Origin of the sequence: Brevibacillus laterosporus (assembly GCF_030489605.1) — a bacterium.
In the GTDB taxonomy this organism is placed as follows: domain Bacteria; phylum Bacillota; class Bacilli; order Brevibacillales; family Brevibacillaceae; genus Brevibacillus_B; species Brevibacillus_B laterosporus_E.
This window is the reverse complement of the sequence record NZ_JAUKFY010000001.1, coordinates 174,713-200,844: the sequence shown is the minus strand read 5'-3', so window position 1 is coordinate 200,844 and position 26,132 is coordinate 174,713. Positions and strand designations below refer to the sequence as shown.

At 40.1% G+C, this 26,132-nt stretch carries 19 protein-coding genes and 1 tRNA gene; 8 read left to right on the top strand and 12 right to left on the bottom strand.

Annotated features, from left to right (window positions below; all coding sequences use genetic code 11):
- Nucleotides 1-164: 164 nt before the first annotated feature.
- On the bottom strand, nucleotides 165-1,394 hold the full coding sequence (locus QZ995_RS00670; RefSeq protein ID WP_301801785.1) for a cation:proton antiporter: 1,230 nt from the start codon (nucleotides 1,392-1,394) through the stop codon (nucleotides 165-167).
- 7 nt (nucleotides 1,395-1,401) lie between these two features.
- Nucleotides 1,402-1,899, bottom strand: coding sequence for a cation:proton antiporter regulatory subunit (locus QZ995_RS00665; protein WP_301801783.1), 498 nt, complete (start codon nucleotides 1,897-1,899; stop codon nucleotides 1,402-1,404).
- A 314-nt stretch (nucleotides 1,900-2,213) separates the two neighbouring features.
- Between QZ995_RS00665 and QZ995_RS00660 the strand changes: the two genes are divergently transcribed.
- Both QZ995_RS00660 and QZ995_RS00655 read left to right on the top strand, forming a co-directional pair.
- Complete coding sequence (locus QZ995_RS00660; protein WP_301801781.1) at nucleotides 2,214-4,238, top strand: methyl-accepting chemotaxis protein; 2,025 nt, start codon at nucleotides 2,214-2,216, stop codon at nucleotides 4,236-4,238.
- 209 nt (nucleotides 4,239-4,447) lie between these two features.
- On the top strand, nucleotides 4,448-4,786 hold the full coding sequence (locus QZ995_RS00655) for a TM2 domain-containing protein (protein ID WP_301801779.1): 339 nt from the start codon (nucleotides 4,448-4,450) through the stop codon (nucleotides 4,784-4,786).
- Nucleotides 4,787-4,924: 138 nt separating this feature from the next.
- On the opposite strand, the gene QZ995_RS00650 is transcribed toward QZ995_RS00655, so the two are convergent.
- Nucleotides 4,925-6,274, bottom strand: a complete 1,350-nt coding sequence (locus tag QZ995_RS00650; protein WP_301801778.1) for a methyl-accepting chemotaxis protein — start codon at nucleotides 6,272-6,274, stop codon at nucleotides 4,925-4,927.
- Nucleotides 6,275-6,560: 286 nt separating this feature from the next.
- Here QZ995_RS00650 and QZ995_RS00645 point away from each other — a divergent pair.
- Nucleotides 6,561-6,636: transfer RNA gene (locus QZ995_RS00645), tRNA-Ala, on the top strand.
- Nucleotides 6,637-7,044: 408 nt separating this feature from the next.
- Here the strand turns inward: QZ995_RS00645 and QZ995_RS00640 are convergent.
- Nucleotides 7,045-7,701 (bottom strand): DJ-1/PfpI family protein, encoded by a 657-nt coding sequence (locus QZ995_RS00640; protein WP_301801776.1) that lies wholly within the window; start codon nucleotides 7,699-7,701, stop codon nucleotides 7,045-7,047.
- A gap of 322 nt (nucleotides 7,702-8,023) precedes the next feature.
- On the opposite strand from QZ995_RS00640, the gene QZ995_RS00635 reads away from it, so the two are divergent.
- Together QZ995_RS00635 and QZ995_RS00630 are read left to right on the top strand one after the other, a co-directional pair.
- Nucleotides 8,024-9,004, top strand: a complete 981-nt coding sequence (locus QZ995_RS00635; RefSeq protein ID WP_301801774.1) for a phosphotransferase — start codon at nucleotides 8,024-8,026, stop codon at nucleotides 9,002-9,004.
- A gap of 394 nt (nucleotides 9,005-9,398) precedes the next feature.
- Nucleotides 9,399-10,127, top strand: a complete 729-nt coding sequence (locus tag QZ995_RS00630; protein ID WP_301801773.1) for a copper amine oxidase N-terminal domain-containing protein — start codon at nucleotides 9,399-9,401, stop codon at nucleotides 10,125-10,127.
- Nucleotides 10,128-10,393: 266 nt separating this feature from the next.
- Here QZ995_RS00630 and QZ995_RS00625 read toward each other — a convergent pair whose 3' ends face one another.
- Nucleotides 10,394-10,948: a GNAT family N-acetyltransferase gene (locus QZ995_RS00625; protein ID WP_301801772.1), complete on the bottom strand. Its 555-nt coding sequence runs from the start codon at nucleotides 10,946-10,948 to the stop codon at nucleotides 10,394-10,396.
- A 305-nt stretch (nucleotides 10,949-11,253) separates the two neighbouring features.
- Nucleotides 11,254-13,272 (bottom strand): beta-lactamase family protein, encoded by a 2,019-nt coding sequence (locus QZ995_RS00620; RefSeq protein WP_301801770.1) that lies wholly within the window; start codon nucleotides 13,270-13,272, stop codon nucleotides 11,254-11,256.
- An 862-nt stretch (nucleotides 13,273-14,134) separates the two neighbouring features.
- Here QZ995_RS00620 and QZ995_RS00615 point away from each other — a divergent pair.
- Entirely contained in the window at nucleotides 14,135-14,485 is a 351-nt protein-coding gene (locus tag QZ995_RS00615) for a hypothetical protein (protein ID WP_301801768.1), read from the top strand.
- 152 nt (nucleotides 14,486-14,637) lie between these two features.
- Here QZ995_RS00615 and QZ995_RS00610 read toward each other — a convergent pair whose 3' ends face one another.
- From QZ995_RS00610 to QZ995_RS00595, 4 genes are all read right to left on the bottom strand, one after another.
- A complete protein-coding gene (locus QZ995_RS00610) occupies nucleotides 14,638-15,033 on the bottom strand; it encodes a hypothetical protein (RefSeq protein ID WP_301801767.1) in 396 nt (131 codons plus the stop codon).
- A gap of 41 nt (nucleotides 15,034-15,074) precedes the next feature.
- On the bottom strand, nucleotides 15,075-15,269 hold the full coding sequence (locus QZ995_RS00605) for a helix-turn-helix transcriptional regulator (protein ID WP_301801765.1): 195 nt from the start codon (nucleotides 15,267-15,269) through the stop codon (nucleotides 15,075-15,077).
- A gap of 258 nt (nucleotides 15,270-15,527) precedes the next feature.
- Nucleotides 15,528-16,565, bottom strand: a complete 1,038-nt coding sequence (locus tag QZ995_RS00600; protein WP_301801764.1) for a methyltransferase — start codon at nucleotides 16,563-16,565, stop codon at nucleotides 15,528-15,530.
- A 204-nt stretch (nucleotides 16,566-16,769) separates the two neighbouring features.
- The gene (locus QZ995_RS00595) at nucleotides 16,770-17,792 is read right to left on the bottom strand and encodes an aminoglycoside adenylyltransferase domain-containing protein (protein WP_301801762.1); all 1,023 of its coding nucleotides are present in this window, start codon (nucleotides 17,790-17,792) and stop codon (nucleotides 16,770-16,772) included.
- A 64-nt stretch (nucleotides 17,793-17,856) separates the two neighbouring features.
- On the opposite strand from QZ995_RS00595, the gene QZ995_RS00590 reads away from it, so the two are divergent.
- Together QZ995_RS00590 and QZ995_RS00585 are read left to right on the top strand one after the other, a co-directional pair.
- Nucleotides 17,857-18,459, top strand: coding sequence for a YdcF family protein (locus QZ995_RS00590; protein ID WP_301802249.1), 603 nt, complete (start codon nucleotides 17,857-17,859; stop codon nucleotides 18,457-18,459).
- A 490-nt stretch (nucleotides 18,460-18,949) separates the two neighbouring features.
- The gene (locus QZ995_RS00585) at nucleotides 18,950-19,669 is read left to right on the top strand and encodes a thioesterase II family protein (RefSeq protein ID WP_301801760.1); all 720 of its coding nucleotides are present in this window, start codon (nucleotides 18,950-18,952) and stop codon (nucleotides 19,667-19,669) included.
- A gap of 118 nt (nucleotides 19,670-19,787) precedes the next feature.
- On the opposite strand, the gene QZ995_RS00580 is transcribed toward QZ995_RS00585, so the two are convergent.
- Both QZ995_RS00580 and QZ995_RS00575 read right to left on the bottom strand, forming a co-directional pair.
- Nucleotides 19,788-25,031, bottom strand: coding sequence for an SDR family NAD(P)-dependent oxidoreductase (locus QZ995_RS00580; RefSeq protein WP_301801757.1), 5,244 nt, complete (start codon nucleotides 25,029-25,031; stop codon nucleotides 19,788-19,790).
- Between the two features lie 87 nt (nucleotides 25,032-25,118).
- Nucleotides 25,119-26,132, bottom strand: coding sequence for an aldo/keto reductase (locus tag QZ995_RS00575; RefSeq protein ID WP_301801755.1), 1,014 nt, complete (start codon nucleotides 26,130-26,132; stop codon nucleotides 25,119-25,121).

Sequence of the window (26,132 nt, the reverse complement as noted above, 5' to 3'; positions counted from 1 at the left end):
GTTTTGTATTTGATTTTGTCTTCGTTATTGTCATTTTATCAGATAAACGTGGAATTTCTGTGGAAAACCAATAAAAAAAAGAACTTAGTCCAATATGTACTGAACTAAGCCCCATTATTTATCCTTCTATATATTTTTAAGCCGAAGCCTGTCTTCTCTGTTCGTTATGTGTTTTCAATTTTCTTCTCTGCCTTTTTTGCTGTTTTTTGACTCCAACCAAAAATCTTGTTCATAAACTGATACACATACTTAGATTCTTTGGTGAGTAAAGGTCCCAGTATAGCAAGAATCAACACGTATAAGGCAGAAAACGGTTTTAAAATAGGCATTAGCCCGCCTGCAATACCAAGATTCGCTACAATAATAGTAAACTCACCGCGAGCCATTATCGTAAGTCCGATATTACTAGATGCTTTATGAGACAGTCCAGAGCGTCTGCCTGCGATCATACCGGCAACATAATTACTCACTACGGTTAAAATAACAACACCTACCGCAAGCCAAATGGCACCGCCTAGTGTTAACGGGTCAATACTGAGCCCAAAGCTAAAGAAAAATATGGCTCCAAAAAAATCACGGAATGGAATAACGAGTTTTTCAATGCGTTTACTGTGCTCTGTCTCTGATAATGCTAAGCCGAATAATAAGGCACCGATTGCTTCTGCTACGTGAATGGTTTCAGAAAAACCAGCAACAAAGAACAAAGCTGCAAACACCACAATGATAAAAATTTCATCTGAAGCAATATTAAGTAGTTTATTTAAGATAGGGGTTCCCTTACGCGCAATGACAAAAAACAATAGCATATATCCGATTGAAATGAGGACAGATAGAATGCTTCCTCCAATCGATGTTGCCCCACCTAGCAACAATCCCGACATAATAGAAAGGAATACCGCGAGGAAAATATCGTCAAAGAGAATTATTCCGAGGATAAGTTCTGTCTCTGAGTTTCCCGTTCGCCGCAAATCGACTAAGATTTTGGCTACAATCGCACTGGAAGACACTGACACAAAACCAGCAATAATTAATGTTTCTAGCATTGGGAAGCCCGTCATAAAACCATAGAGAAGCCCCAATACAAAGTTAAGAGCTACATATATGGTTCCGCTAACGGCTATAGATTTCCCTGATTTAATGAGCTTACCGACTGAGAACTCCAGCCCAAGATAAAACAGTAAAAACAAAACGCCAATCCTACCCATAAAATCAATGATTCCCTGGGATTCAATAAAGGTAAAATCAAAAATCCCAATCGTAGGAGCATGCGGACCTACGATCATTCCCAAAACAATTAAAAATGGGATAATCGAGAATTTTAATCTTCCCGCCAGCAATGCTGCAATCGCTACCAACAAAAGTGCAGTTCCGACCTCAAATACCAAATGATCCATCTATATTTTAGTCCCCCTCGCTCGATAATAATTCACGAATCGCCGCCTTTAAATGAGTTCTTTCCCCACTTAGGACTAACGTATCCCCAGCTTCTATAATCTCCTCAGGTCCCGGATTCAGAACTTTTTTCAAATTCTTTTTCAAAATCGCAATCACAGTCACACTGTACTTATTGCGAATATCCACCTCCAGAATCGACCGATTAACCGCTACAGCATTTGGTGATACCTTAAACCATTCAATTATTAAATCGTGAAAAGCCATTTCTACTGTCTCAAGCGCTTTTGGTTTATAAACGACTCCCCCTAGAATCTCAGCCACTTTTCTAGCTTCGGCATCGTTAAAAATAACACTAGAAATGCTCTCATCGTGATCATCTGCATCAAATTGATAAATCTCTCTTCGACCGTCATCGTGGATAACGATAACCACTTTTTCATTATTTCTTGTAATCATTTCGAATTTTCGACCGATGCCAGGTAGTTCAATTTCGCGAATATCCATTACTGTAATGCCCTCCTCGCTACATAAAAAATGATGAAGAATCTGTAATCAGTTTACCCTTTTTATTACGAAACATTACTATTGATCACTTCTTGGGCTGATTACTTTTTTGGTATACGAATCAAGCCCGAAAAAGTTTCATAATTCCTATAGGTTTACTTAATTATAAATAAAAGCCCTTACATAGCTTGCGTATTTTTTTATTTTTGCTTTTTTACACATCCGTAACAAATTGTCCATAAATTTTTTAATGTTAAAGTACGAAAATGTAAAGACATGCTTGTTTTAACAAGTGTAAAAATGGAGGGATTATTTTGAAATTGAAAGGAATCTTTCAGTTTAAATCGATTAAAGGGCAGCTGTTATTTATGATTTGTGGCTTGCTGATCATCACCTGCTTAGGACTTACAAGCCTTTCTTTTTTTGAAGCGCAAAAGCAAATGGTCACAAGTGCAGAGGAAATGCTTTTGCCTCTTGCCCAACAAGCAGCGGGAAATTATCAGGCTCAATTAACAGATGACATAACATTTGTAGAAAGTTTAGCAGCTCGAGAAGCAGTTAAAAAATATCAAACAGAAACAGATTCAGAAGCAATTAAAAAGAGTCTTGATACCCTAGTTAAAGAGCATGGTGCAATAGATTGGGGTATTGCAGACGCTACAGGTAAGACCGTGATTGGTAGTAATGAAGGGAAAGATATAAGTAAAAAGATCTATTTCCAAAAAGCATTGACCGGAGCTACAACTACATCAGACGTATTTATCGCCAGCCAAACGAAAGAACCTATTATCGTGTTTGCTGCACCTATCCGTACAGGAAATCAGATTAATGGTGTGGTATACGTCGTTCAATCTGCTGATGAATTGGTAAAGTTTTTGTCTACTCTTAGATTCAGTGAAACAGGACAAGGCTTTGTTGTAGATAAAACCGGAACAATTGTCGTCACTGAGGATATTCCCAAAATGAAAACACAAGAAAACCTGATTGTGATGTCTCAGACCGATGACAGCTTTAAGGAACTCGCTAACATTGTGTCCGATTTGATTGCGGGAAATACTTCTACTGGCTCTTATCATTATCAAGGAATAAAAAAATATGTTGGATACGCCCCGCTCTCTCTTACAGGCGGTGGAATTGTTGTCTTTATCAATGCCGATGATCTGCTTGGCGGCATTACTAGCATGCGAAATTATTTAATGGTAATTTCTTGTTTCTTCTTGTTAGCTTCTATTGGTATTGCCTATTGGTATGCTTATACGCTAAGCCGTTCCATCCACTCCTTTAAAGACATTCTAGGAAGAATGGCACAAGGCGAGCTAAACATATCAATCGATGCCAAGCTCCTCAAGCGTAAAGACGAGTTGGGTGAGCTGTCTCTTATGTTACAAAATATGAAAAACTCTTTTAGTAATTTAATTGGTGTTGTACAAAGGCAATCGACAGAAATCGATCAATCTTCTCAGAGCTTAAGCAACATTTCCAATGAAATGAGTACTGCTACTGAAAGTGTTTCTATCTCCATTCAAGATGTAGCAACGGGTGTTACTTCACAAACAGAAGATTTGGTTGAAATCGGTGAGACACTCAGCTCGTATGGTGCCCAATTAGATGAGATGGTGTGTGCGATCGAAGAAGTGGACACTAACGGAAAAAATATTCATACGTTGGCAAATGAAAGTAACGAAAACCTGAATCAGCTTATCACATCGGTCGATGAGGTTAATCAGGTATTCCAGGATTTCATCAATAATATTGTCACATCCAACGATAACCTAAAGGATGTTCATCATATCACTACTGTCATTAATCAAATTGCCGAACAAACAAATCTATTAGCATTAAACGCAGCTATTGAAGCAGCAAGAGCAGGGGAATCTGGCAGAGGCTTCGCTGTTGTGGCCGATGAAGTACGTAAATTAGCAGAGCAATCCCGTCAATCTTCTCAAATGATCGCAGACATGATTAACGCGGTATCCGCCGATTCAGATCAAATGCTTATGAATGCAACATCAATGAAAGAAGCTATATCCGGGCAAAAATCAGAAATGGATACAGCCACTGCCTCTTTCCGTAATATCATGGCAGAAATTGACGTCATTAATCCTAAGCTGGAGCAACTTAGCTTATCTGCACAGCACATGCAGCAGCAAAAAGAAGATATTATCTCGAAAGTGGAATCCAGCTCCAGTATCTCACAGGAAGTCGCTGCCTCCTCAGAGGAAATTGCGGCTACATCCGAGCAAGCCTCCGCTTCTGCTCAGGAAGTACATGCTACCGCTAGTACGTTGGCTAACATGACGAAGCAGTTGCAGGAAGAACTGAAGCGATTTAAAGTTTAGTTTGTAATGAGAGCACCATTCCTTATGTATTTTCTGGTTCATTTTGCGATTTTGAATATTTTTAGACATCAACCGCAAACAAGCAAATTTATTCATCCCCTCTCATAGAATAGATGCATATGCCCAAAGAATTTGACAGCCACGAGCTGTCAATTCTTTTTGATGTCATAAAAGCTTGGGTATGTGCTCATTTTGTCGGGAGGAATGTCATGGATAATTTGACCGCAAGGCGAAGCTTAACTACCGAACAACAACTCATGGTAAACGCAGAATTTGAAAAACGAAAAAGATCAAAACTGATTGCCTATCTTTTGTGGATTTTTTTTGGCATCATCGGAGGTCATCGATTTTATTGCGGTGACAATGGAATTGCTATTGGGATGATCGTCGTCTGTGCCATCAGTTGGTTTCTTATGTTTATTCCAATCACTGTTTGGGCTATAATTGATGTTTTTCTCATCGGAAAACGCATTGATAAGCTTAATGAACAGTTGGAAACAACAATTATTCAAAAGGTAAAAATGATCAACATTGTAACGACTACATAAGGTTGTGCAGGAACTGTATAGGAAATGAAGGCAAATAATCAGTTTGGCTGATAATTAAAAGCTCTCTGGACGTTTAATAGGTCTAGAGAGCTTTTTTGAATATAGCGTTTTATAATAGGATAATATGGCGTTTGTGTGTTACATCATTTTCTCAATAAATTGTACAACTTCACTAGAAGCCCGCTCTAATTCCGCTTGATAAGCTTTAGCTAGATGTTTATCGCCATTCTGAAGTGCGAGAGCAATCTCTTTTGCTAAACGATGAACATTGTGATGCGCTTTCTCAAAACCAGGCTTCAATGCTTTTGGAACACGATCTTGCTCTAGCTTATACCAATGCCCTAATCGACATGCCGTATGATCTATCACTTCATGAGGATTTAATACCTCGAATCCATAAATCGCATTGTATACCTTCCACACCCACCAAAGATGATCTTGAATGACGACTTGCTTTAACAAATCAGGGCGGTCATGCCAATCATGGTGCTTACCATACTCCTCAATGTTGTATAGTCTATTCTGATTTATTTTTTGCGAAAGCGCATTCACTTCTATCCCCATATTTCGCAAGGATTCACTAGATTCTGAAATCTGTTCCACGATATTATGTATATGCTCGTCAATTTCACGAGTAGCTGCGGCTTGTTCCTCCGTAATGGATGCGATATTACTGGTCTGTGTCTCAATGCTACGCATCTCCTCAATCATATGCCGCAATGAAACCTCCGCCTCCGTAGCCTGATAAGCTCCTACTGCCACCTGCTGTTGTGTTGCTTGCACCTGTTCGCGCATTGTCAGAGATGTTTTCATGACTTCTTCCATATGAGTAGAAATATCCGCCAGAGCGCGCTTGGTCTCCTCAGCGAGTTTTCTCACTTCCTGCGCTACGACTGCAAATCCTCGCCCATGCTCCCCCGATCTTGCTGCCTCAATCGAAGCGTTCAGCGCTAGTAGATGGGTTTGATTAGAAATACTCTGAATGGTATCGACAATTTTATGTGTTGAGATGATACCCTGTTGCAAGCTGTCGAAGGTACTGTTCATAGATGAAACGGAATTTTCTACTTCACGAAAAATAGCCAGCGATTCACTGATACTCTTGCCACTTTGGTATGCCTTGCTTGTTGTCTCTTCGGTGAACTGCGCCATTTTGCTTGTACTTTCCGCTACGTCCACTACCGAACAGGCTAATTCCTCGGAGGATTTACTCACATGAAAGGCCCGCTTCGTTGTCTCTTGTAGATCGTCTAAAAGCTTGCCGCTTTGACTTAGCTTTATATTTTGTTCGTAGAGACCAATGCTTGTAAGCAAGTGATTATGTGTATCAGCTTCTATCAGTGAATGCGCACGAGAAACAGAATTCATATTGGTAGGTGCTATAGTAGGTGAAGCGCCAGAAGAAAAGCGACTTTCCGTCTGCTTCTTATCTACTTCTAATGATTCATGCGCTGGTGATGGTTTTTTTTTATTCCAAATTGTAAACAAGGTAACTCCTCCTTAGGCTTGGGGATGATCGATATTCGATCGGGTAACTGGGTAACTCGTTTCGTTTTTCTGGATTGGAATTCGGAATTACTGGTCGATTGTAGAAAATAAGTTAGTAAGAGGTATATTTCCGTTCCTTTCCAGTTGTCATCAATGTTATCGGAATATTTTAGTCATATATTTATAATATGTACATGTTTAGATGATAAATGGTAAAATTTTAAGTTTTTTAGTTGCATAAGAGGGAGACACTATGCTATACTTTTTCCATAAGTTCACCAAATATGGGCCCTTAGCTCAGCTGGGAGAGCGCTACACTGGCAGTGTAGAGGTCGTCGGTTCGATCCCGATAGGGTCCACCATTATTTTTTACATAGCCGAGATTAATCTAGATTCTTATCCTTGATAATCGCTAAGTGCAGTGTAGAGGGGAACGATCGGATCATTTTGAGGCTTACGCACTTTTATAAAGCGTTTCTTTTCGGTGTTAGTTCACTCTTCACTCACCCGTGAATATACCGAAAAGGAGCGTTTTTATTTTGGCATGAAGGGATTTATTCATATTACCACCCAGCTAGGACAAAAAAGCATCATCCTTCTATGTTTATAGTGAAAGAATGATGCTTTTTTGCATATGAATATCTGTTTTTCATGAAATGACGATAAGCTGGAGCTACATCGATACCACTTATCATTGGTAATACTTTTCATGGTAACTGGGTGAGGCAAACAATACACTCAGCTAGATTACTTACGTTTTTATATGTGATTTATAATTCAGGCTCCTTGTTTTCAAGCTTTTGAAGCATCGCTCTTAATTGGTCTACCATTGAAGCCGGGGCTTTCTTTGGTGATCCAGTATCAAACGGCGGCACAGGATCGTATTCCATAAGCAGTTGGACTGATTTGCTCATCTCTTCTCCTGATTCCCATGCTACTAGCTGGAGGGCCATGTCGATACCGGAGGAAACACCCGCCGCTGTAACGATTTTGCCCTGACGAACCACTCTCTCATCAATTGGGATAGCACCAAGAGACTGGAGTAATTCTAGGCAACTCCAATGACTGGTTGCCTTCAATCCGTTTAGCAAACCTGCCGCACTCAAAATCAGAGAACCGGTACACACCGATGTGGTCCACTTCGTCGTCTTATGTATTTCCCGAATCCAATTCAGTGTGTCTTCGTCATTCATCAAAGACTTATAGTTAGGGGGGCAACAACCAGGGACGACAAGAATATCAGCCGATGTAACCTCAGAAAAACTGAAATCGGCATGCAAATACCCCATTTTAGAATCAAGCTTGATTAAACCCTTATCTTTGGCGACAAACTTCACTTCGTTACCCTTTACACCAGCAAATACTTCGTACGGCCCTATTGCATCTAGCGCAGTAATCCCATTGTAAAGCATAATTGCGACTTTCATGATATCTCTCCTCCAAACATAATGAGTTATCAATCAAGATCATTTTACTATACTCCCCTATAGTATATTGGTGTCGGTTTTGTGAAGAGCACATTTTCTCGTTGCGGCCGCTTAGGTTACAGAGGGTCTTTTTTCCTTACAAATGGAGGGATACTACAATTATCAATATCTATGGTAAGGATCAAATCTGAGAATCATGGTATTAATCCAGATGCTTAACGTACTGCTCGTTAAAACTGTTTAACTGCCTGTAACCTTTCTCTTTCCTCCTACGTATTACTTCTAAATACAAGTTCAGTTAGCTGATAAGGCGGAGGGTCCTATGTTATTGTCCGTGACGTATTCAACCGTTTGTGAGAAAGCTTTGCTACCTATACTCCAAAAACAATATCCTAAAGAAAAAATTATGCAGGTCCAATACCTTCTTCGAGGGATGAATGATACTTATATCGTTGAAACAGCTAGCCGAAAGCTGATATTTAGGCTATACCGAAGCGATTGGAGAACAAAAGTTTCAGAAGTAACCTTCGAGATGGAGCTATTGCTTCATTTATTTAAGGAAGGCATCCCTGTATCAATTCCAATCGCTACTGCTTTAGGAAACTATATCTTGAAGCTACAAGTACCAGAGGGATACCGTTTTGGAGTACTTTTCACCTACGCAGAGGGTAAAGAACAGGAAATACAAAACACAGAAGTCAGTGAAATGTTTGGTAAGGCTGTTGCTGAAATGCATATAAAAGCTGATTTGTTTGCAAGTAATCATTCACGTCAGATTTGGGATATTCAAAGCCTCATTCTTCATCCGTTGAAAATTATTGAATCCAGAATGCAACATCGTCTTGAGGATTTTTATTTTATCCGTGAGGTAGCTCAAAAAATGGAGGAGAAGCTAAACGAACACATCCGTAATGGATTGGACTGGGGTATCTGTCATGGAGACCTTCAGGGGAATATGAATATTAGCTTCTGTGAGGATATGACATATACGCATTATGACTTTGATCTGTGCGGATATGGTTGGCGCGCCTACGATTTAGCTGCATTCAAATTGACAAGGCTGCTGTTGGAGGAGGATCATCAATTAGCGGAACAGCTTTGGGACTCCTTCCTTCTTGGATATACAGCAGTCCGCCCATTTTCGGAGAATGATAGAGAGGCTGTATCTGTCATGGTAGGTATTCGTCAGTTATGGCTTATGGGATTATGCATGCATGATCCACATATCGTCGGCAGTATTGAAACAAATGACAGCTATTTGGATGAGAAGCTAGACTTCTTCAAGCAATTTTCTAATAAATAAGTTTATTTCACTTTGCTAAAGCTGGTACTTTACCTAATTTTCGCATTACATATTCGTTCATTTTTGTTGCAAGTATGAGTTTCTGGCATGCGTTTGATTTACCTCATGACTGTTTTCACTGATCATTTTCTCACCTCTCAATCCGCATAAACCATTAAAAGCTCCGGAATTATCCGGGGCTTCTTTTATTGCCCAATCCCACCGAATCATTGTCAAAAATTCCCTGAAAAACATTTTGTTTTGACATCAGCATGACTTCTTTCTTTTGTAAAATGGCAGAGATTAGCCAAGAAGGTCACGAAATTCTTCAGCAAAATTTCGGCTGTTAAAACTTCTTGCTTGTAAAAACAACAAAAATTTCAACATTAGAAACAAGACACATGGAGGGATCCTGATGTTTAAGAAAAAGGCATTACTAGTATTATCATCTGCTCTATTGATTGGTGCTCTACCTGCAACAACTGATGCTGCAGTGGTAAAGAAGAATGTACTGGCTTCATACAATAATGTGAAGGTAAAGTATAACGGTTATGAAGTTCCAACCTCGACTGAACCATTTATTGTCAATGGAACGACTTACATTCCGGTTCGTATGATGGCTGGTGTATTCAACAAAAACGTTGATTGGGATCAAGCATCCTACACAGTATCCGTGACAGATCGTGAAGACCCAACTGTTGCTTCGCTGAAAGCACAATTGGCATCTAAAGACTCCACGATTGCAAACCTAGAAAAACAATTGAAAGATGCCAAGGATGATCTGGCAAGGAAAGATGATAAGAAAAGCAGCGACAGCGATGATTTAGAAGATCTTGAAGATAAAATCCGCGATAAATATGAGGATTGGGAAGACATTGATTGGGATATTAGCCTAGATGGCGATGAAGATGATATTGAAATCACAATCGAGTTTAGTATGGACGATGACGAAGATTTGTTCAATGATCGAGATAAGGATGACCTTAAGGATTTCGTAACGAAGATCTGTAAGATGGTTTGGGATGACGATGCCTTTGAGGATGCTGACATTACGGGTACCATTACGGATTCTGACGATGATGACGATTTGTACGATTTCGAAGGAAAAGCATCTTCTGGTAAGGTTACTCTTACAAAGAACTAATACAGCTAGACAAGCATTTGGCGACCTTGTTTATGGTCGCCTTTTTCCATTCAGCTTCCCTTCATCACTAGCATAAATAAGACTACTCATGCAGCTCTACGATTTCACCATTCGTTGGAACGTATAGGCTTGCACAGAGCATTTCCCTCATAAAAAACCCCTCCAACTAAACAGAATACCTCTTATTACTGTTTACCTGAAGGGGACATATCAAATGAATTAGGATTACTTTTTATACCGTGCTATCTGTCTCTAAAAGACTTAACTCACTCGTTCTGTTCAAGGTACTCTTTTTTCAATAACGAAAATATGTGTAAATCAACATAGTTTCCTTTGGATTTTTGGTATTCTCTCAGTATTCCTTCATGAACGAAGGCAAGCTTGCTTAGAAGCTTCTTGGAATTAACATTCTCTGGTTCCACCTTGGCCTCAATTCGATTAAGCTTATGGACATTAAATCCATAACGAATCAGCGCCTCTAAGCCTTCTCCAGCATAGCCCTTCTGCCAATAGGGTCTGCCCAAATCAAATCCAACCTCAGCTCGATTATCTTCTCGATCTATATAATTAAATCCGCAAGTTCCAATTACTTGGTCTGTTTCCTTCAATACAATGGAATAACGATATGCTTTCCCTTCCTTCCCTAAATCAAGGAGGAGTTGTATCATATCTTTCGCTTGATCAACATGTGTAAAGGAAGAGATGTTCATATGCTTTGTTACTTCATCATCTGACCAATAGCGATATAAAACCTCTGCATCTTCAAGCGTCATTTCTCTTATCAGCAATCTTTCTGTTTCCATGCTTGTTTCTGTTTTCATGGTCTTACCTCCAATGTTTTATACGATGAGTAAGAAAAGACCATCAGCTACCTGGCATAACTCATTCCCTTCATCAGAAAAATATAAAGCTACAAACATTATTACGTAGTTCTTCTTTTATAACAAGATATTTTTCTAAACAATCCGAACCTTCTTTCTGAATTTTCTTATAACCTGTCTGCAAATAAAACTCCACAGAGAATCCGTCTGCTCTCTGTGGAGTAATGTGTATCCTCTGCTCCCTAGACATACAGTTCTTCTAGGCGTCAAACTTTCAAAGGCGGCAAGGCTACATTTCCCATTTACTATTCGCTTGAAACAAAGCGTTGTGCAAATAAGCTGATCAGTGCAGCCGCCTCCTGGCGAAGCATTGGCTGCTTGGATTTATAATCGATTTCTCCTTGACTATTCGGTTTAACTTCTGGGCCGTACAAGCCCTTTGAGACTACATATTTAACGCCGTCCATAGCCCAGGAATCTGTTTTGCCAATCAAGGACACCTTTGCAGAAAGAGGCACCTGTTTTTTATTGGCCACCCGCCAGACGAGCGTTGCCGCCTCTTCTCGGGTAATCGGTCTATTTGGCTCGATTCGTTGATGATTTGGTTTTTCTACGAGCCCATAATCTAGGGCGCTTTGAATTTCTCCAGCGTATTCATTACCAGGTAAATCTATAAACATTGGCGATTTTTTAGAAGGCGGAACTCCTATAACGCGTAGTAATTGAGCAATAAATTCTCCCCGGGTAATTGGCTTTTCCGGGTGAAACTTATTGTCGGCAGTTTCAACTAAATACCCAAGCTGTTTAGCATCGTAAATATATGTGGCAAATTCGTGGTCTTTGGCGACATCACTGTATGGTTTTGGATCCGGTCTCTTTTGCGCCCAGCTATCCACCTTATTATAATAAAAATAGTCGACCGAGCCATTCGGATTTGATTTAAACGCAGCTTTCATTCCTTGCTCATCTTCAAACAAAAATGGGTCCTTTTGCCGAAGCTTATGATTACCTAAAGGGTCTTTCACCATCAGTTGTCCATCATCTAATACATTGACTCGAAACACCCAATAAGGGGAGCGTAAATCCTGATAAACGCCGACAAAGCGTTGTAGCCCTTTTTTGGTGGTTTGTTCATCTATCTTATCCTCCACTGGTTTTGGATAGTAATGATCCATGAACGCTTTGAACAGCTCTTCTCGAAAATTCGCCCCATCTCCATTAAAAACAACAAATCCACCCACCTTCTTTTCGGGTAAAAGCCACATCCAAGAATGGTATCCAGGCAAATCTCCGCCCTTGCCGATTACAGCTTGTTGATTGTAATAGTTTTGGAAAAATGTTTCGAATCCGTATGCGCCATTTTGAATTTTTGGGTGCAGATTATGGCGAACCTGATGCATTGTTTTTGCTGTTTTTTCCTGTAAAATCTGTTTCCCTGCAAGCTTACCGCCGTTAAGATGTGCGATCATGAACTTAGCCATGTCACCTGCAGTCGATAGCATACTCCCGTCTGGTGCATCTGTAGGAATCGAGCCATATTCAGGAATTGGTTTTTTTGCGCCATCATACGGTGTAGCCAGATTAGCATGTATATCGGGCCTCATGATAAAACTGCTGTTATTCATGCCCAGAGGTTTAAAAATATGATTTTCCACATACTGATGAAATGGTACACCGGTCATGCTCTGAACAATGTATCCTAGCAAGACGAAAGCATAATTGTCATACCGAAACACCTCTCCAGGATTGGATACAATGCTTGGAGCATTCTGTTTAACAAACTCATCCAATGGATAGTACTTATTTGGTGAATCTGTATCCATAGAAGGGAGATCGGTATACTCAAAGCCAGTCATATGTGACATTAAATGATCCAAGGTGAGCTTTTTGCCTGTTTTATTATTAAGACTAAAATCCTTCAGGTACTCCTGAATGTCCTTATTTAGGTCTAGTTTATTTTGTTCCACGAGCTGCATGGCTGCTGTAGATGTGAAGATTTTAGAAATCGAAGCGATACGAAATACGGTAGAGTCTGGATCAACAGGCCTCTTCTTCTCCAGATCAGCGTATCCGTAGCCTTTCTTGAACAGTACTTGGTCATCCTTTACCACAACAAAAGCAGCACCGGTGAGCTTTTCTTTGATTTTTGGACGGTTGAAGAATTGATCAGCAAACTTCTCTACTTCTTTGGCATTCGTGGGTCCGGGCGGATTTACTTTCGTCTCCGCTGCATAAATCATCGGTGTAGCAATCAATGAAAAAATAAGTAGGGTCAAACCTAGTACCTTAAACATTTTTAACCGAAGTATTTCATGGATAGACATAGATACTCTCCTTTTGGTTTTGTTTTCATGTACATGGTCTTTTTGTCCGACATTTCATTCATTCTGAGTTCGTCTAGAAGATCACAAGATCACTCCTTTTGTAAGTGCTGGCATGCGTTATCAGTTTGTGAGCTGTGAGATTTCTATCACGAAGCTACTAAAATAGCTGTCGTAACCCTAGTGACAAGGTCTCGTAACCTTAACTCGAAGGCAGTCCAGTAATTCAATAAGGTATTATTCCCGTTCGTTGTATGGGTTCGAGTCATAAAAATGAGTTTTATTCTTCATCGCTGGGGCTTTGGTGAGGTGATGGCATAGGCTTTTTCTTGCCTATCCTACGGGGTATAAGGCGAGGTAAACATTAGATTGTGCTCCCTGCTCTGTATTATTAATCTGTTTGAAGGTCAGTGAATCAGTTTTCCTGTAGCTCGAGCACATTATCAAGAAACACTCATGGCAATTCGAGGCAAAGGGGCATTTCCCGAGAGGAAGCGAAGGCCATACCCTCAATGCTTAAGAGGGAATGCTTCGCAATCAAGCTAATGCTTTTATACAAATCAAAAATTTCTCCATCTATTCTCAGGCTACAGGTCAAGGATTTGCGAAGAAGCTGTGTAAAAAGGTAAAAAATCTATTCCTTAGTTTGCTATAAGAGTAAAAGGCATATGCGCAGTAACTTGCCACTCTCCGCTAGACATCAGAAAATCCTTATAGAAGCTTCTCACGTTTCTTGGCCGTAACAAAAAGCTAGTATGAAAGTTAATCGGATTATAGAATAGATATTTCTAAATCAACATTACATTTTTTTCCATTATTTGATATAATCATTGTAATATTCAAAAATATAAGGAGGGCTTCCCTAATGAAAAAAGCTGTCTCAACACTATTTGCTTTCTCTTTAGCTCTTGGGATCACGGTAACACCATTCTTACCAGCATCAAGTGCAATGGCTACACCAGCCAAACACTCTGGTAACGTCTCAGCATCAATCCGCACCTCTAATGAAACATGGAATATTGGCTCACATATCAGAATAAGCACGAAGGATGGCTGGTCGCAAAAAGTATTTCAAAGCCGTGAGGTTATCAAGGTTGAATACGATAGCAGGACACAGTTTAATAAATTTACCGCAGTTCAATCTGGCAATGCATCCATTTATGTCTACAAAAACGGTACATTGAATTATATCCGGAATATAACTGTTCCCTACTAATCATGATTAGATACAGGATTGCATACAAAAAATCTCTCTGATCGATTAGAGAGATTTTTGGGTTCTAATATAAAATTTAATCTGAAGATATTCACACAATGGTATTTTACTACCTGCCAATCTTTTCATGATAAATCCACGCTGCAGGATCGTTAGCGAAATCGTCTAGAGACGATGAATTCAACTGCCGGTAAAATAACGGTTGATGCACAAAGCACCAGGAACAAAGACATATTTTTTATGGGCTGATGAGAATGGAACGGAGCTTCCTCGCATAGGAAAACAATAAGAATTACGATCATCAGAGCAAAATAACTAATCTTGGCACTTTTACATGTGATTAACTGACCTAGCTCATCCCGTTGCTCTTCTGCTGAATTCCATGAAATTGTATTGAAAAAAAACATCAAAATAATGGGGATACTAATCAGGTCACTGAATCCTAACTGCTGACCCTGCACATATTTAAAAAGGTTATAGCCTACGATAGCAAGCACTGCGATCCCCGAAATAATTCCCCCAATAAGTCTTTTATTTCCAATTGGCATCTGACGCACTCCTCATCCTTCATTGCTAGTCTTATGACTTTTCATTTTTTAAACAAAAAAATGGTATCAACACTCCCGCCCAATACATAAGAAAGCTGGAAAGCAAGAACCAGACTGGGATCGTATTTGTTATTTTCAATTGCATTTATCGTCTGTCTTGACACACCGCATGCTTTGGCTAAATCATCTTGGGACAGCCCAAGCGCTTTCCTATATTCCTTTATCTTATTCTCCATGAAATCCCCTCTCAAAAATGTAAAACACATTTGACATCATCTTACTAAGAAAGGAATGTAAATGTCAAATATATTTTACAAAACACTTTCCCCCTGCCTGCCCCCTCTCAATCATAGGATCAATCCAAGTTCACTACAAAAAAAATGCCTGAGAGCGAAATTCCTTCGCTTCAGACAGCAGTATCAGCCCTTCAGCTCTTACCTAAAAACATAGGGGCGTTTTATTCCTATATTTTTTCCCATGCTAAATGAAATGCTCTACTTTGGATAAATCTCCAGTAAAGACATGCTCATCGGCAGTTTAATCGCCCTGTGAATAAACAATCCGCTTGTCTCGCATAATCGAGAGTATTCTTCATGCGTCCGTTCCTTTCCTCCCAGTAAAAGCAGCATTTGTAAATCAAGGAATTTCGCTAAATCTTTTGAGTTTCCTTCTTCAATAACGGAATCAATCACTAAGAGTTTGCTGTTATCCCCCATTGCTTGTCTGCATTTCGTAAGAATTTCAATCGCTTTATCATCATTCCAATTGTGTAGGATATGCTTGAGAATATATAAATCTCCGCCTTTTGTAATCTCTTTGAAAAAATCACCTACTACAAATTCGCATCGATCGGATACTTGTTCCTTATTTAGGTTAGTCAAAGCGAGCTCACGCGCATAAGCCTGATCAAATATGATCCCTTTACTATCCGGGGCTTCCTTTAAAATCGCGGTAAGTAATTGTCCATGATTGCCTGCCACATCTATGATTTGGTGATAAGAGGAAAAATCATAGTTGGCCAGGATTTGTTTAATTTGCCGTTGTGTATTATGATACATTGCTAGATTAAAAATATCTCCAGCTTTTTTGTTTTCTGATTGACTTAAATATTCGTAAAATGATAGCTTGAAGGTTTTCTCGAAGGATGAGTCGCCTGTTTTCACACTGGTCACCATTTCTGGCAATAGGTTCCACATCGGTTGTCCACCTAGCATCAATGCCATGGAATGTAGCGAACCCTCCACATCACTTCTTAACCATTCAGCCATTGGCGTCAGCTCAAAGATTCCCTTCTCGCTTTCCTTGAAAATATCCATGCTAGATAGGGAGCGTAGCAGTCGATAAAGAGCTGATTCATCTGTCTGTGTCACTTGAGCTAGTTCACCGATACTTTTTGCCCCATCCTTTAGATGATCAGCAAGGTGTAAATCCGCGGCGACATAGATCGCTTGAAACATGAAGGGCATAAACAGTTTCTCAATAAGAGCTACATTTGCCGGCATTTCGGCTGTATCCTTTTCTTTTAAAAACATAAAAAGCACCTCCCATTATTCAGATGAAACATTCATAATTATAACTCTATTGGGATTAAATGTATATTTGTAAAACAAAAAAAGACGCACAAAAAATCTGAATAGCACTTCTTCATGCAAAATCCACGCTACATGTTTTTTACATAAAGTCGTTACGTTCATCATCTATGTTACGTCTTACTATTTGTGAGAGGCTGAATACTTTTAATCCACTGCAAGCTTCTTTACAATCGAAACAAACTCTAGCAGCTTATCCTTTGGAGCGAGATCTGTACCAGCTTTTGTCGTCTTACCTGCATCTGGTCGTTTTCCCCTTACTCGCAGCGCCCTCTTGATGATAACCTTTCCGAGAGCTGGCAACTGAGACAATACCGATTCAGCAGCGGCTTGCTTACTCACAATTTCACCGGTGCGCATCGTATATAGAATCCGGCACAGCGTTAATACTGCAAAAACCTGGTCATTTAGACCTCGATTAAAGTAATGCTCCATATTTATTTCAAAATAAAGTAGGTTCCCAATCATGTTATTCGCTAACTCTGAGGCAGAGACCTCTGGTATTATTTCAGTTGGAGCTGGTCCTAGCAAAGGGATTCCCTGATTACGCAATAATAGTAATGTAACGGCGTTCCAATCTCGGGGCGATTTGACTAAATAAGCCTCCTCAAAGCACTGGGCGCATTCGCAGCGATTATGTAATGTTAGCCGATGTGCTGCAAGGAAATTTCCTTCTAGCTTAGCGAGAATCGGATATATAGCCATCTGTTCGAAAAATAGCTTTTCAATCAGCCACATATCCACCTCTTCTAAATCGCCATCTGTAACACAGAGGAAATCAATATCACTCTCACCGGGAACATACGCATCAAGCGCAATAGAACCATATAGATAAAAGCCGATGAGCTGTGATCCAATAAGATTTTGCAGCCCATTCAGAAAGCTTTGAAGAGGGCGCTCAATTTCGTTTGGCAGCTTTTGTTCTCTTTTAGTAGAGTGAGACGCAGCTGGCAGATTATCAGCATGGCAAGAATCAAACGAATGGTTAGCGTTTCGATAGGCAGCTGAAGATAAAAATCCTTTTCTTTTGTTTCCGCGTTTCAATTTATCGGGAGCGACATGCGTAGTCGCAGAAGAAGTATATAAATTATCTGGTGCCGATTGATCGGATAAGTCTTTGAGTACGTTTGTGGTTACATATGCAGTTTTACCAGATTTTGACCAAGTCATTTCCATCATCCTATAATCCTATTGAAGTGAGGCGAGCAAATTGTTACTGTTCCTTAAAAAAGGGATGTTGCGCGTGGGGGTCCCTATTTTTGTATTGACTATCCTATGGTTTAGCTTCATCTTTTATAGAATGGCTCAAGTAGAGCGCTCGGCTGTGCCACAGCCTGCCGATGTCGCGATTGTCCTTGGCGCCGCTGTCCATGGTGATCAGCCCAGTCCGGCTTTGGCAGAACGTTTAGAAAAAGCATTCGAGCTTTATCAGCAAAAATACATAAAATCCATTATTGTTTCTGGCGGAATTGGAAAAGGGAAAGAGCATAGCGAAGCTGACGTTATGAGTACTTATCTTATAAAAAAAGGAGTCCCCGCCTCCAGCATCTATCTGGAAAACAAGGCTGTAAATACGCTGGAAAATCTCAGCTTCAGCCAGAAAATCATGCAGGAAAATGGCTATCACACAGCATTGATCGTAAGCCACAATTATCATTTAATGCGCGCTATGGAAATGGCCAATGTATTAGCAATGGATGCACACCCGGTTGGAACCGACTCAGCAAGCATCTTTATCCCTTACTATCGTGTGAAGGAAGGTTTTGCATATACCAAATGGATCTATCATAAGCTTTTGGTACTGCCTGCTCAAGAAAAGGCGAAGGGAAATAAATAGTTTCCCTTCTTTCATTTTCGGTCAGATTTTTTGAAAAAAACAGAGACTGAATTCCCATGATTTCGTGCAAAAATCTCTATATCTTGCTAGATAACTTTTCATATTCTTTTAGAATACCGTACTTTTTTTACATTAGCCGCTATTTTTTTCACTAAAAGTGTATTTCACCTAGTTCTTTACTCATATTAACTGCCGATCTATCTAAAAAATCATAGTCTTTTTGGATTATGTGTCCTAAATCTCTTCATTGCGGGACTAAGCCATCTTCTTTTTTAGATTTATCCGCATTTAATGCTTCCGATTGGTATTACATTTATTACCGGCATTTTCACTTTTGTTCCTTCCGGGTTCCTATTGGATCATATTTTAGGGTACAAAAATGAGCAGAAAAGTAAAAAATACCCTTCATTTATTGTATAATGTAAAAATACTGATTTATCAAAACATATATCCTGCAACTAGTACTGGTAGGAAAACAAGGAGGTTACAAGTGTCAACCAAAATGAAACTATTCTGTATCCCTTATGCCGGGGGATCTGCTAGCGTATACACCAGCTGGAAAAAAGCCTTTCTCCCAAATATAGAGCTAATCCCTATTGAGCTTGCCGGGAAAGGAAGTCGGTTTAACCAGCCTCTGTACGAAAATATAGAGGAAGCAGTGTCCGATATTTTGTCGATTTTACAAAGTAAATTAGATTCCAGCCCGTATGCATTGTTTGGTCATAGCATGGGGGCCTTGCTCGTTTTTGAAGTGCTTCATGCTCTAAAAGAACAAAATGCTCCTATGCCCATCACTACTTTTTTTTCTGGAAAAAATCCTCCCCATATCGCACCCGCAACGAATCGCCACAAGCTTGAAGGCAAAGCGTTTTGGGAGGAAGTCAGATCAATGGGCGGGACTCCAGCCGAACTGATGACAAGCACAGAGCTAATGGACATATTTACGCCTATCCTTAAAAGAGATTTTAAATTAGTAGAAACGTATGCACCTGATCTGAATAGAGAGCTTATTACCACACCCGTTACGGTTCTCTATGGAACAAAGGATGACACCGTATCTGTAGACCGAATGACAGAATGGAGTAGACATACAAGTCAAGATATCAGCTTTGCCACCTTTGACGGCGGGCATTTCTTCATTCAGGAGCACGAGCAGGCTGTGATCAGCCTGGTTAATCAAACCTTGCTGTCAACTATGCTCAAGGTATAAACCATACGCTAGCTATTTCATCATACCTATTAAAAAAAGGCATTTCCTACTCAATCTGGAGGAAATGCCTTTTTACCGTTATAGAAGTTAGCATTGTTGAGCTTTTTTTCTTTCTGAATTAACCTGTGTGTACCTTATCGTTGGTGATCACTTGAATAAAATTCAGGTAATGTCCCAAGAAGGTTTTCATAGCTTCTTCTTCAAATAAGTCGGTATTGAATTCCAGCTTAAATCGCAATTGATGCTCCTCTTCATAGACATGCAAGCTTAGATCGTATTTAGAGGTTTTATTGGAAACAATGTCCAAGTAGGCCTTTATTTGTTCATTATGATAGAGATGCTGTACCGCGTTTTGCATGGTGAAGACAATTTGGAACAAAGGCGCCATATCCGCAGTATGCCTTACTTGTAACTCACGTAAAACAATTTCTAGCGGGACATTTTGATTATCATGCGCTTCCAACGCCATGCCCCTTACCTTATCCAGCAATTGGTCAAAAGTGAGCTCTTCCTTGAAATCAAAAGATAGCGTAACCGTATTGGCCAGATAGCCGATAATCTTTTCTGTTTGCGGCATGTTCCGATTCGCTAGAACCGTTCCAAGACGGAAGGTATCCTGTCCAGAATAACGGAATAATAGCGCCGCAAAGGTAGAAAGTAAAAACATATACGGTGTAGATTTCATATGTTTACTTGCTTCCATGATGTTTTCCGTTAACTCCTGGGTCACAAGCTGTTCAATGGTCATCCCTTGATAGCTTTGAATAGCTGGGCGGGAGAGTTGTATAGGCAGGGTTAACGGTGCTGTTTCAGTTGCCAAGTTCTCTTTCCAATAATATAGTTGATCAGCATATTCCGGGTTCTCTTTTGTCAGCCATTCCTTTTGGTCTAGCAGATAGTTTGTGTAGGTATAATCTAGCTCTTTATTATCGACGGCACCGTTTTCTTGTATTTCCTTATAAAAACGTAATAGCTCTTTGGTAAATACATGTATCGACCAGCCGTCTGAAATAATATGATGCATGCTTCCCAACAGGATGTGTACATTGTCACCAACATGAATAAGGGTAAATCTTGACAGAGGCTCATTCATCATTTGAAAAGGAGTATTTGCTTCCGTATCAATCAAGGCTGCCAGTTTCTGTTCTTTTTGTTCCAAAGGATAGGAGGATAAATCGATAATCGGTATCCCCACTACATAGGTATCATGGATAAATAGCTTTGGATCATCCTCGATCATTCTGATTTCGGAACGTAGCGCTTCCTGTGATTGAATAACGGCCTGTATACTTTTTAATAAAGAAGCTCTATTCACATTTTCCCCGAAGGTAAGAGTGAACGTGATGTTATAAAAAGGACTGTCTGGACGCGTTTGATATAAGTACCATTGTCCTCTTTGCGATGGAGATAAGCCGATGATCTTTTCCCTCTTTTTAGCTGGCTCATAGATTCGCATGACGTTACCCTTGGTCCCAGCTGCATTCCCCATGCGATGGATTAATCCTTTAATGGTAGGATTTTCAAAAAACACCTTTAGAGGAATGGCCACACCAAATCGTGACTGTACAGAGGAGAGTAATTGCGTTGCCTTCAGTGAGCTTCCTCCCAAATCAAAGAAACTATCAAAAGCCTGAAGCTGGTCGACCTGCAGGATTTCAGACCATAGCTGCTTGATTTCCTCTTCCATTCGCCGGTTATTGCTTGCAAGGTGATCCTCAGCCTGATCTGAATGAAGCTGATCGACCTGTCTAAAAATAACCTTTGTGGAATTCCCCTTTTCATCAATGGTGTGCAATCTGATGGTGCTGTACATTTCAGACAAGGAGAATTGATTATGGGTAGTAGAGAAATAAATCGTCGTTACTAGTTCCTTTTCCACCACCTCAGAACATAGCGTTGCAATTTCGGATACGCCTTTATTCAGCCCGATATACAGCATGTTATGTTCAAGCATCAAGCCTAATTCAAATGAAAAGATGCCCTTTTGTGGAGAGATCGGTTGATGTCCTTTTCTTATCAATAAATCTTTCATATCTGTAAATTGCTGCCCCAAACCGATATCATTCCACAGGCTCCATGCGAAACATTGTACGCCATCCCGTTTTTGTGCTACATAATCCGTAAATGTCTCCACAAACATATTGGCGGAAGTATAGGCTCCCACTCCATAGCCTGATAACAAACCACTGGAGGAAGAGGAGGTAACCAAAATAGCTTCGGGATATTTTTCAACCAGTTTGCCTAACAGATAGGTTCCCGCTACTTTCGATTCATACATATGTTCCAGTGATTCAACGGATTCTTCCAATAATGGTTTTTCATAATAGACGCCGGCTAAATGAATAATGCCATCCACCTTTTCAGCATTCATACATAACATTGATTCATTAATTGCCTCTTCCAATACCGTTGCGTCGGATAAATCAGTGCTTTTATAGATGATTTGATTTTCTCTAGCAGTCAGCTTCTCTAATTCTCGAAGTGCTCGATAGCGCTCACTCTGTGTACCAGTATTTTTGTCAGTTGCACTAGGAAGCGCGGTCTTTCCGAGTAGTAAAATATTTGCATCAAACTTTTGAATCAAGTATTGAGCAATTTGCTTGCCGACCCCGCCGAGACCGCCTGTAACGACATAGAATCCTTTTTCTACCAATGGCAATGGTTTTTTGTTAGCTTCTTGAAGATTTACCTGTTGCAGTTTCGGGACAAATCGTTTGCCCTTTGAATAAATAACCACGCTTTCCTCGTCCGGCAGCCCCTGCTCGGCTTGTAACGCTAGCAAAGGATGATAAGGAGGATGGTTGGTGTCTATATCTACAAATTTAGCGATTGTATTAGGAAATTCATGCTTCATTGTCTTGATGATTCCTGGTATCGTTGCCTTCTCGTAAGCTGAATGTTCAGGATTTTCTAATGAGAATACATTGGAAGAAACAAATGTCAACGTTTTTGGCATACCTATTTCTTTATGTAAAGCTTGTAACAGGAAAATAAGGCTAAAGCTGCCTAAGAATTGACTTTCTTTTAAATAAGACAGCTCTTTTTCTGCTTCATCCAAATCTTCCTGATACGTCCATAGATGCAGAACATGATGAATGGTTACCGATTCTTTTTTTAGTTCCTCACATAGTAACTGATAATCCTTTTGCTCATGCTGGTTTATTTCGTAGTGGAATTCTCCTCGTTTTTTAAAGCTTTCTCCCTGATCAACGATAATCATCGTGCTAGAACCATTCTGAGACAAGGAGGACCATTGATCTCCCAGCCCTAATTTATCGCGAAAAATAAGATACGTTTCTTGCGGGAGCGGGGAGGCTAGTACCGAAATAGGGCGTTCTTCCCACTTTCTTGCATACATCCATTCTGGCAAGGTTTGATGAGGGTCCTCATTTTGTGTCTCTATTTTTTTAATAATCTCATCAAATTCCCCAGCATATAGTCTCTCCGTGAATTTATTACGCTGAATTTTACCAGATTCGGTTTTTGAAAATGTTTCCTTCTTAATCGGAATGATATGCTTCGGTGTTATACCTAAATTTCTACTTACTGTTCGTCTAATTTCGGTTATGATAAAACCTAGGAATCTGTCATCTATATCATTTATAGGAGTAAAGAAGATCGCTAGCTCCTCAACGCTTTTGGAGGCATCGATAAACGCTGCGGCGGCTACGAATGTAGATTGCACCCCGTATACACTCTCTACTAAGGATTCAATTTCGTAATTATAATAATTTTTGCCGTTCATAATAATGATATCTTTTTGACGACCTGTAACTGTTAATCGGCCTTCATTGAGGAAGCCCAGATCCCCTGTAAAGAACCAGCCGTCTCCAATAAACGCTTCCTGATTGGCCTCTTGATTTTGATAATAGCCTGCCATGATTGTAGGGCCTGTGACTTGCACCCGGCCAATATGATTTTCATGCAGCAACTGGTTATTATCATCAACAATTCGAACACTTACACCCGGAATGGGTCCTCCTACCTCTGTAAAGCAAATGTGTTCTTTTTCTGTATCATCTACAAATCGAAGCAGGGTTTCAAATGAAATCTTATCTACATAATGAACGCCAGATTGAGGCTCACTGCGGAATGTTTTGGAAAATACGATACCGGAAGAGGTTTCAGACATTCCAAAAGAGGGGTACATGCAATCGTCACGGAGTTGATGTTTACGCAATATGGATAAAAATCGCTTAGCCGTCTTAGCAACAATCGCTTCTCCGCCATTTAAGATATGTTTTACACTGGATAAATCCCAGCTTCCTTCTTCAATAGCCTTTTCTTGGTCATTTACCAGAGAAAAGGCGAAATTAGGAGCCCATGTCAAGGTAGCTTTATACTTGTCCATCCAATGCAACCAATTCAACGGCTGAGAAATAAATGAATCTACCCGCGGCAATATCTGTTGGCAGGCTAAATAAACACCCAGGATGTGATACATGACCAATCCACCAACATGCTCTAATGGCATCCAGCATAAAAGTACCTCTTCGCTGTCAAATTGGTTAAATTGTGCTGTGGCCATTGTGCGTGCCACCAGACTGGCATTTCTGTGCTGCACGCATTTAGGTAAACCAGTACTGCCCGATGTTAATAAATATAGAACGAAATCTTCCTCTTGATACGTATAAAATTCTTGTTCCTCATCATTATTCATTAACTGTTCAGCCGTGCTGATAACAAACTCATCTGTTTCCCAAACTGCCGATAGCTTGTTAACTTCCTTAAGCAAATCTTCATCCGTTATGATTACTGGCTTATCCAGCATGCTCCATATATTGTATAGCTTAGTAGTATCGGCATTCTTTTCTGCATACGAGGTAGACGTAGCAATCGGTACAGTAATAAAACCGCCTAATACGCAAGCCCAAAACATAGGAACATAGTTTTGATTTTTTTGAAATTGAAAAATAACCCGGTCTTGAGGTTTGACCCCCATGTTCCGCAGTCCCTTTAATAGACGTTTAGCTTGTTCAAATAACTGTCGATAGCTAGTTTCGATTTCATCTCCGTTATCCAAAACATAGATGATTCCCTTATCCTCCAGCTCTGCAGCATGAAGTAATACATCAATTAATGTAGCAGGACTGCCAGCTGTTCTCTTTAATTCATCCCCATGACTAATTGCTAAGGGAAGAGAGCTTTCAATCCGTTCCGTTTGACGCAGCAGCTCTGATTTTGATGTATTTGCTTTTATCCTGTCCGTTTTCATCATGGTTGGGATTAAATCTTTTGCATGCAATATTCTGTTGCCAATATTTTTTTCTTCCTGTACTGCACGAACTTCATCGATATATTTTAAACCTTTGAGACTCTTCTCCATATCCAAAACGATCTGCGATTGCTTTTGTATACTCATTGTCTCCTCCTGCTCTATGTTCGTATCATGAAAATTCTAAACAGAAATACCTTAGTCCATGAAGAAGAACTAAGGTATTTTCTTTTTTTACAGAACTCCCATCTCCTGCCACTCTTCCTTAGTAGGCGGCCCCAATGTCGGATCATGGAATGGATCATGTAGAGATTCTTTTATGATTTGATCAATTTGCTCTAAATCCTGTGCTGAAAGAGACCATCCCATTACTCCAGATACCTCGTCTAACTGAGACGGCTTCCTTGCCCCCCAAAGAGACATGCTGACTCCAGGGTGATCTAACGTCCAACGTACAGCCAGTTGTGCCATTGTTTTTCCTTTTTCTTTAGCAATTTCTTTTAAACGATCCACTGCCTGTAGATACTGATCAAAATATTCTGGCGCAAATAAAGGATATCCATGTCGTAAATCGTCTTCAGCAAACGTGGAGTCTTTCGTGAATTTTCCTGTCAACAAGCCTTGTGCCAATGTTCCCCACGTAATGGTGTTAATATGATTCTTATCGCAATAAAGGAAGGTATCCTTATGCTCGGTTTGAAGAAGATTAAGTCTGTTTTGGCTACTGTGAAGCGGAGCTACTTTTCGCCACTGTTCTATTTGTTCAATGGAAAGATTACTTACACCAATCGCTCTAATTTTGCCTTCTTTATGAAGCTGTGCAAAAATTTCTGCTGTTTCTTCAAGCGGCAATCCCGGATCAGGCCAATGAAGCTGGTATAAATCAATATAGTCTACTTGCAAACGGCGTAGGCTATCTTCGAACTCTTGAAGAATACGCTCTTTGGAGGAGTTGCACCAGTAAACGCCTTCCTCTCCTACCCACTCTACGCCAGCCTTGGTGGCGATGTGAATTTTGTCTCTTTGACCATATTGCTTAATAGCCTTACCGCATATTTCTTCAGATAAACCAAATCCATAAATGGGAGCTGTATCTAACGTATTTATCCCGATATCGAAAGCACGATGGATCGCTTGAATGGCATCTTTTTCATTGGTACCTCCCCAAGCCCAACCGCCAATGGCCCAGGTTCCTAATCCAATACGGGAGCACTTTAACTCAGATGAACCTAATTGTACATAATCCAT

Bases quoted from the DNA above. Each gene is read 5' to 3' on its own strand.
- QZ995_RS00670 (WP_301801785.1), bottom strand. From the start codon at position 1,394: ATGGATCATTTGGTATTTGAGGTCGGAACTGCACTTTTGTTGGTAGCG.
- QZ995_RS00665 (WP_301801783.1), bottom strand. From the start codon at position 1,899: ATGGATATTCGCGAAATTGAACTACCTGGCATCGGTCGAAAATTCGAA.
- QZ995_RS00655 (WP_301801779.1), top strand. From the start codon at position 4,448: ATGGATAATTTGACCGCAAGGCGAAGCTTAACTACCGAACAACAACTC.
- QZ995_RS00640 (WP_301801776.1), bottom strand. From the start codon at position 7,701: ATGAAAGTCGCAATTATGCTTTACAATGGGATTACTGCGCTAGATGCA.
- QZ995_RS00635 (WP_301801774.1), top strand. From the start codon at position 8,024: ATGTTATTGTCCGTGACGTATTCAACCGTTTGTGAGAAAGCTTTGCTA.
- QZ995_RS00630 (WP_301801773.1), top strand. From the start codon at position 9,399: ATGTTTAAGAAAAAGGCATTACTAGTATTATCATCTGCTCTATTGATT.
- QZ995_RS00625 (WP_301801772.1), bottom strand. From the start codon at position 10,948: ATGAAAACAGAAACAAGCATGGAAACAGAAAGATTGCTGATAAGAGAA.
- QZ995_RS00620 (WP_301801770.1), bottom strand. From the start codon at position 13,272: ATGTCTATCCATGAAATACTTCGGTTAAAAATGTTTAAGGTACTAGGT.
- QZ995_RS00615 (WP_301801768.1), top strand. From the start codon at position 14,135: ATGAAAAAAGCTGTCTCAACACTATTTGCTTTCTCTTTAGCTCTTGGG.
- QZ995_RS00610 (WP_301801767.1), bottom strand. From the start codon at position 15,033: ATGCCAATTGGAAATAAAAGACTTATTGGGGGAATTATTTCGGGGATC.
- QZ995_RS00605 (WP_301801765.1), bottom strand. From the start codon at position 15,269: ATGGAGAATAAGATAAAGGAATATAGGAAAGCGCTTGGGCTGTCCCAA.
- QZ995_RS00600 (WP_301801764.1), bottom strand. From the start codon at position 16,565: ATGTTTTTAAAAGAAAAGGATACAGCCGAAATGCCGGCAAATGTAGCT.
- QZ995_RS00595 (WP_301801762.1), bottom strand. From the start codon at position 17,792: ATGACTTGGTCAAAATCTGGTAAAACTGCATATGTAACCACAAACGTA.
- QZ995_RS00590 (WP_301802249.1), top strand. From the start codon at position 17,857: ATGTTGCGCGTGGGGGTCCCTATTTTTGTATTGACTATCCTATGGTTT.
- QZ995_RS00580 (WP_301801757.1), bottom strand. From the start codon at position 25,031: ATGAGTATACAAAAGCAATCGCAGATCGTTTTGGATATGGAGAAGAGT.
- QZ995_RS00575 (WP_301801755.1), bottom strand. From the start codon at position 26,132: ATGGATTATGTACAATTAGGTTCATCTGAGTTAAAGTGCTCCCGTATT.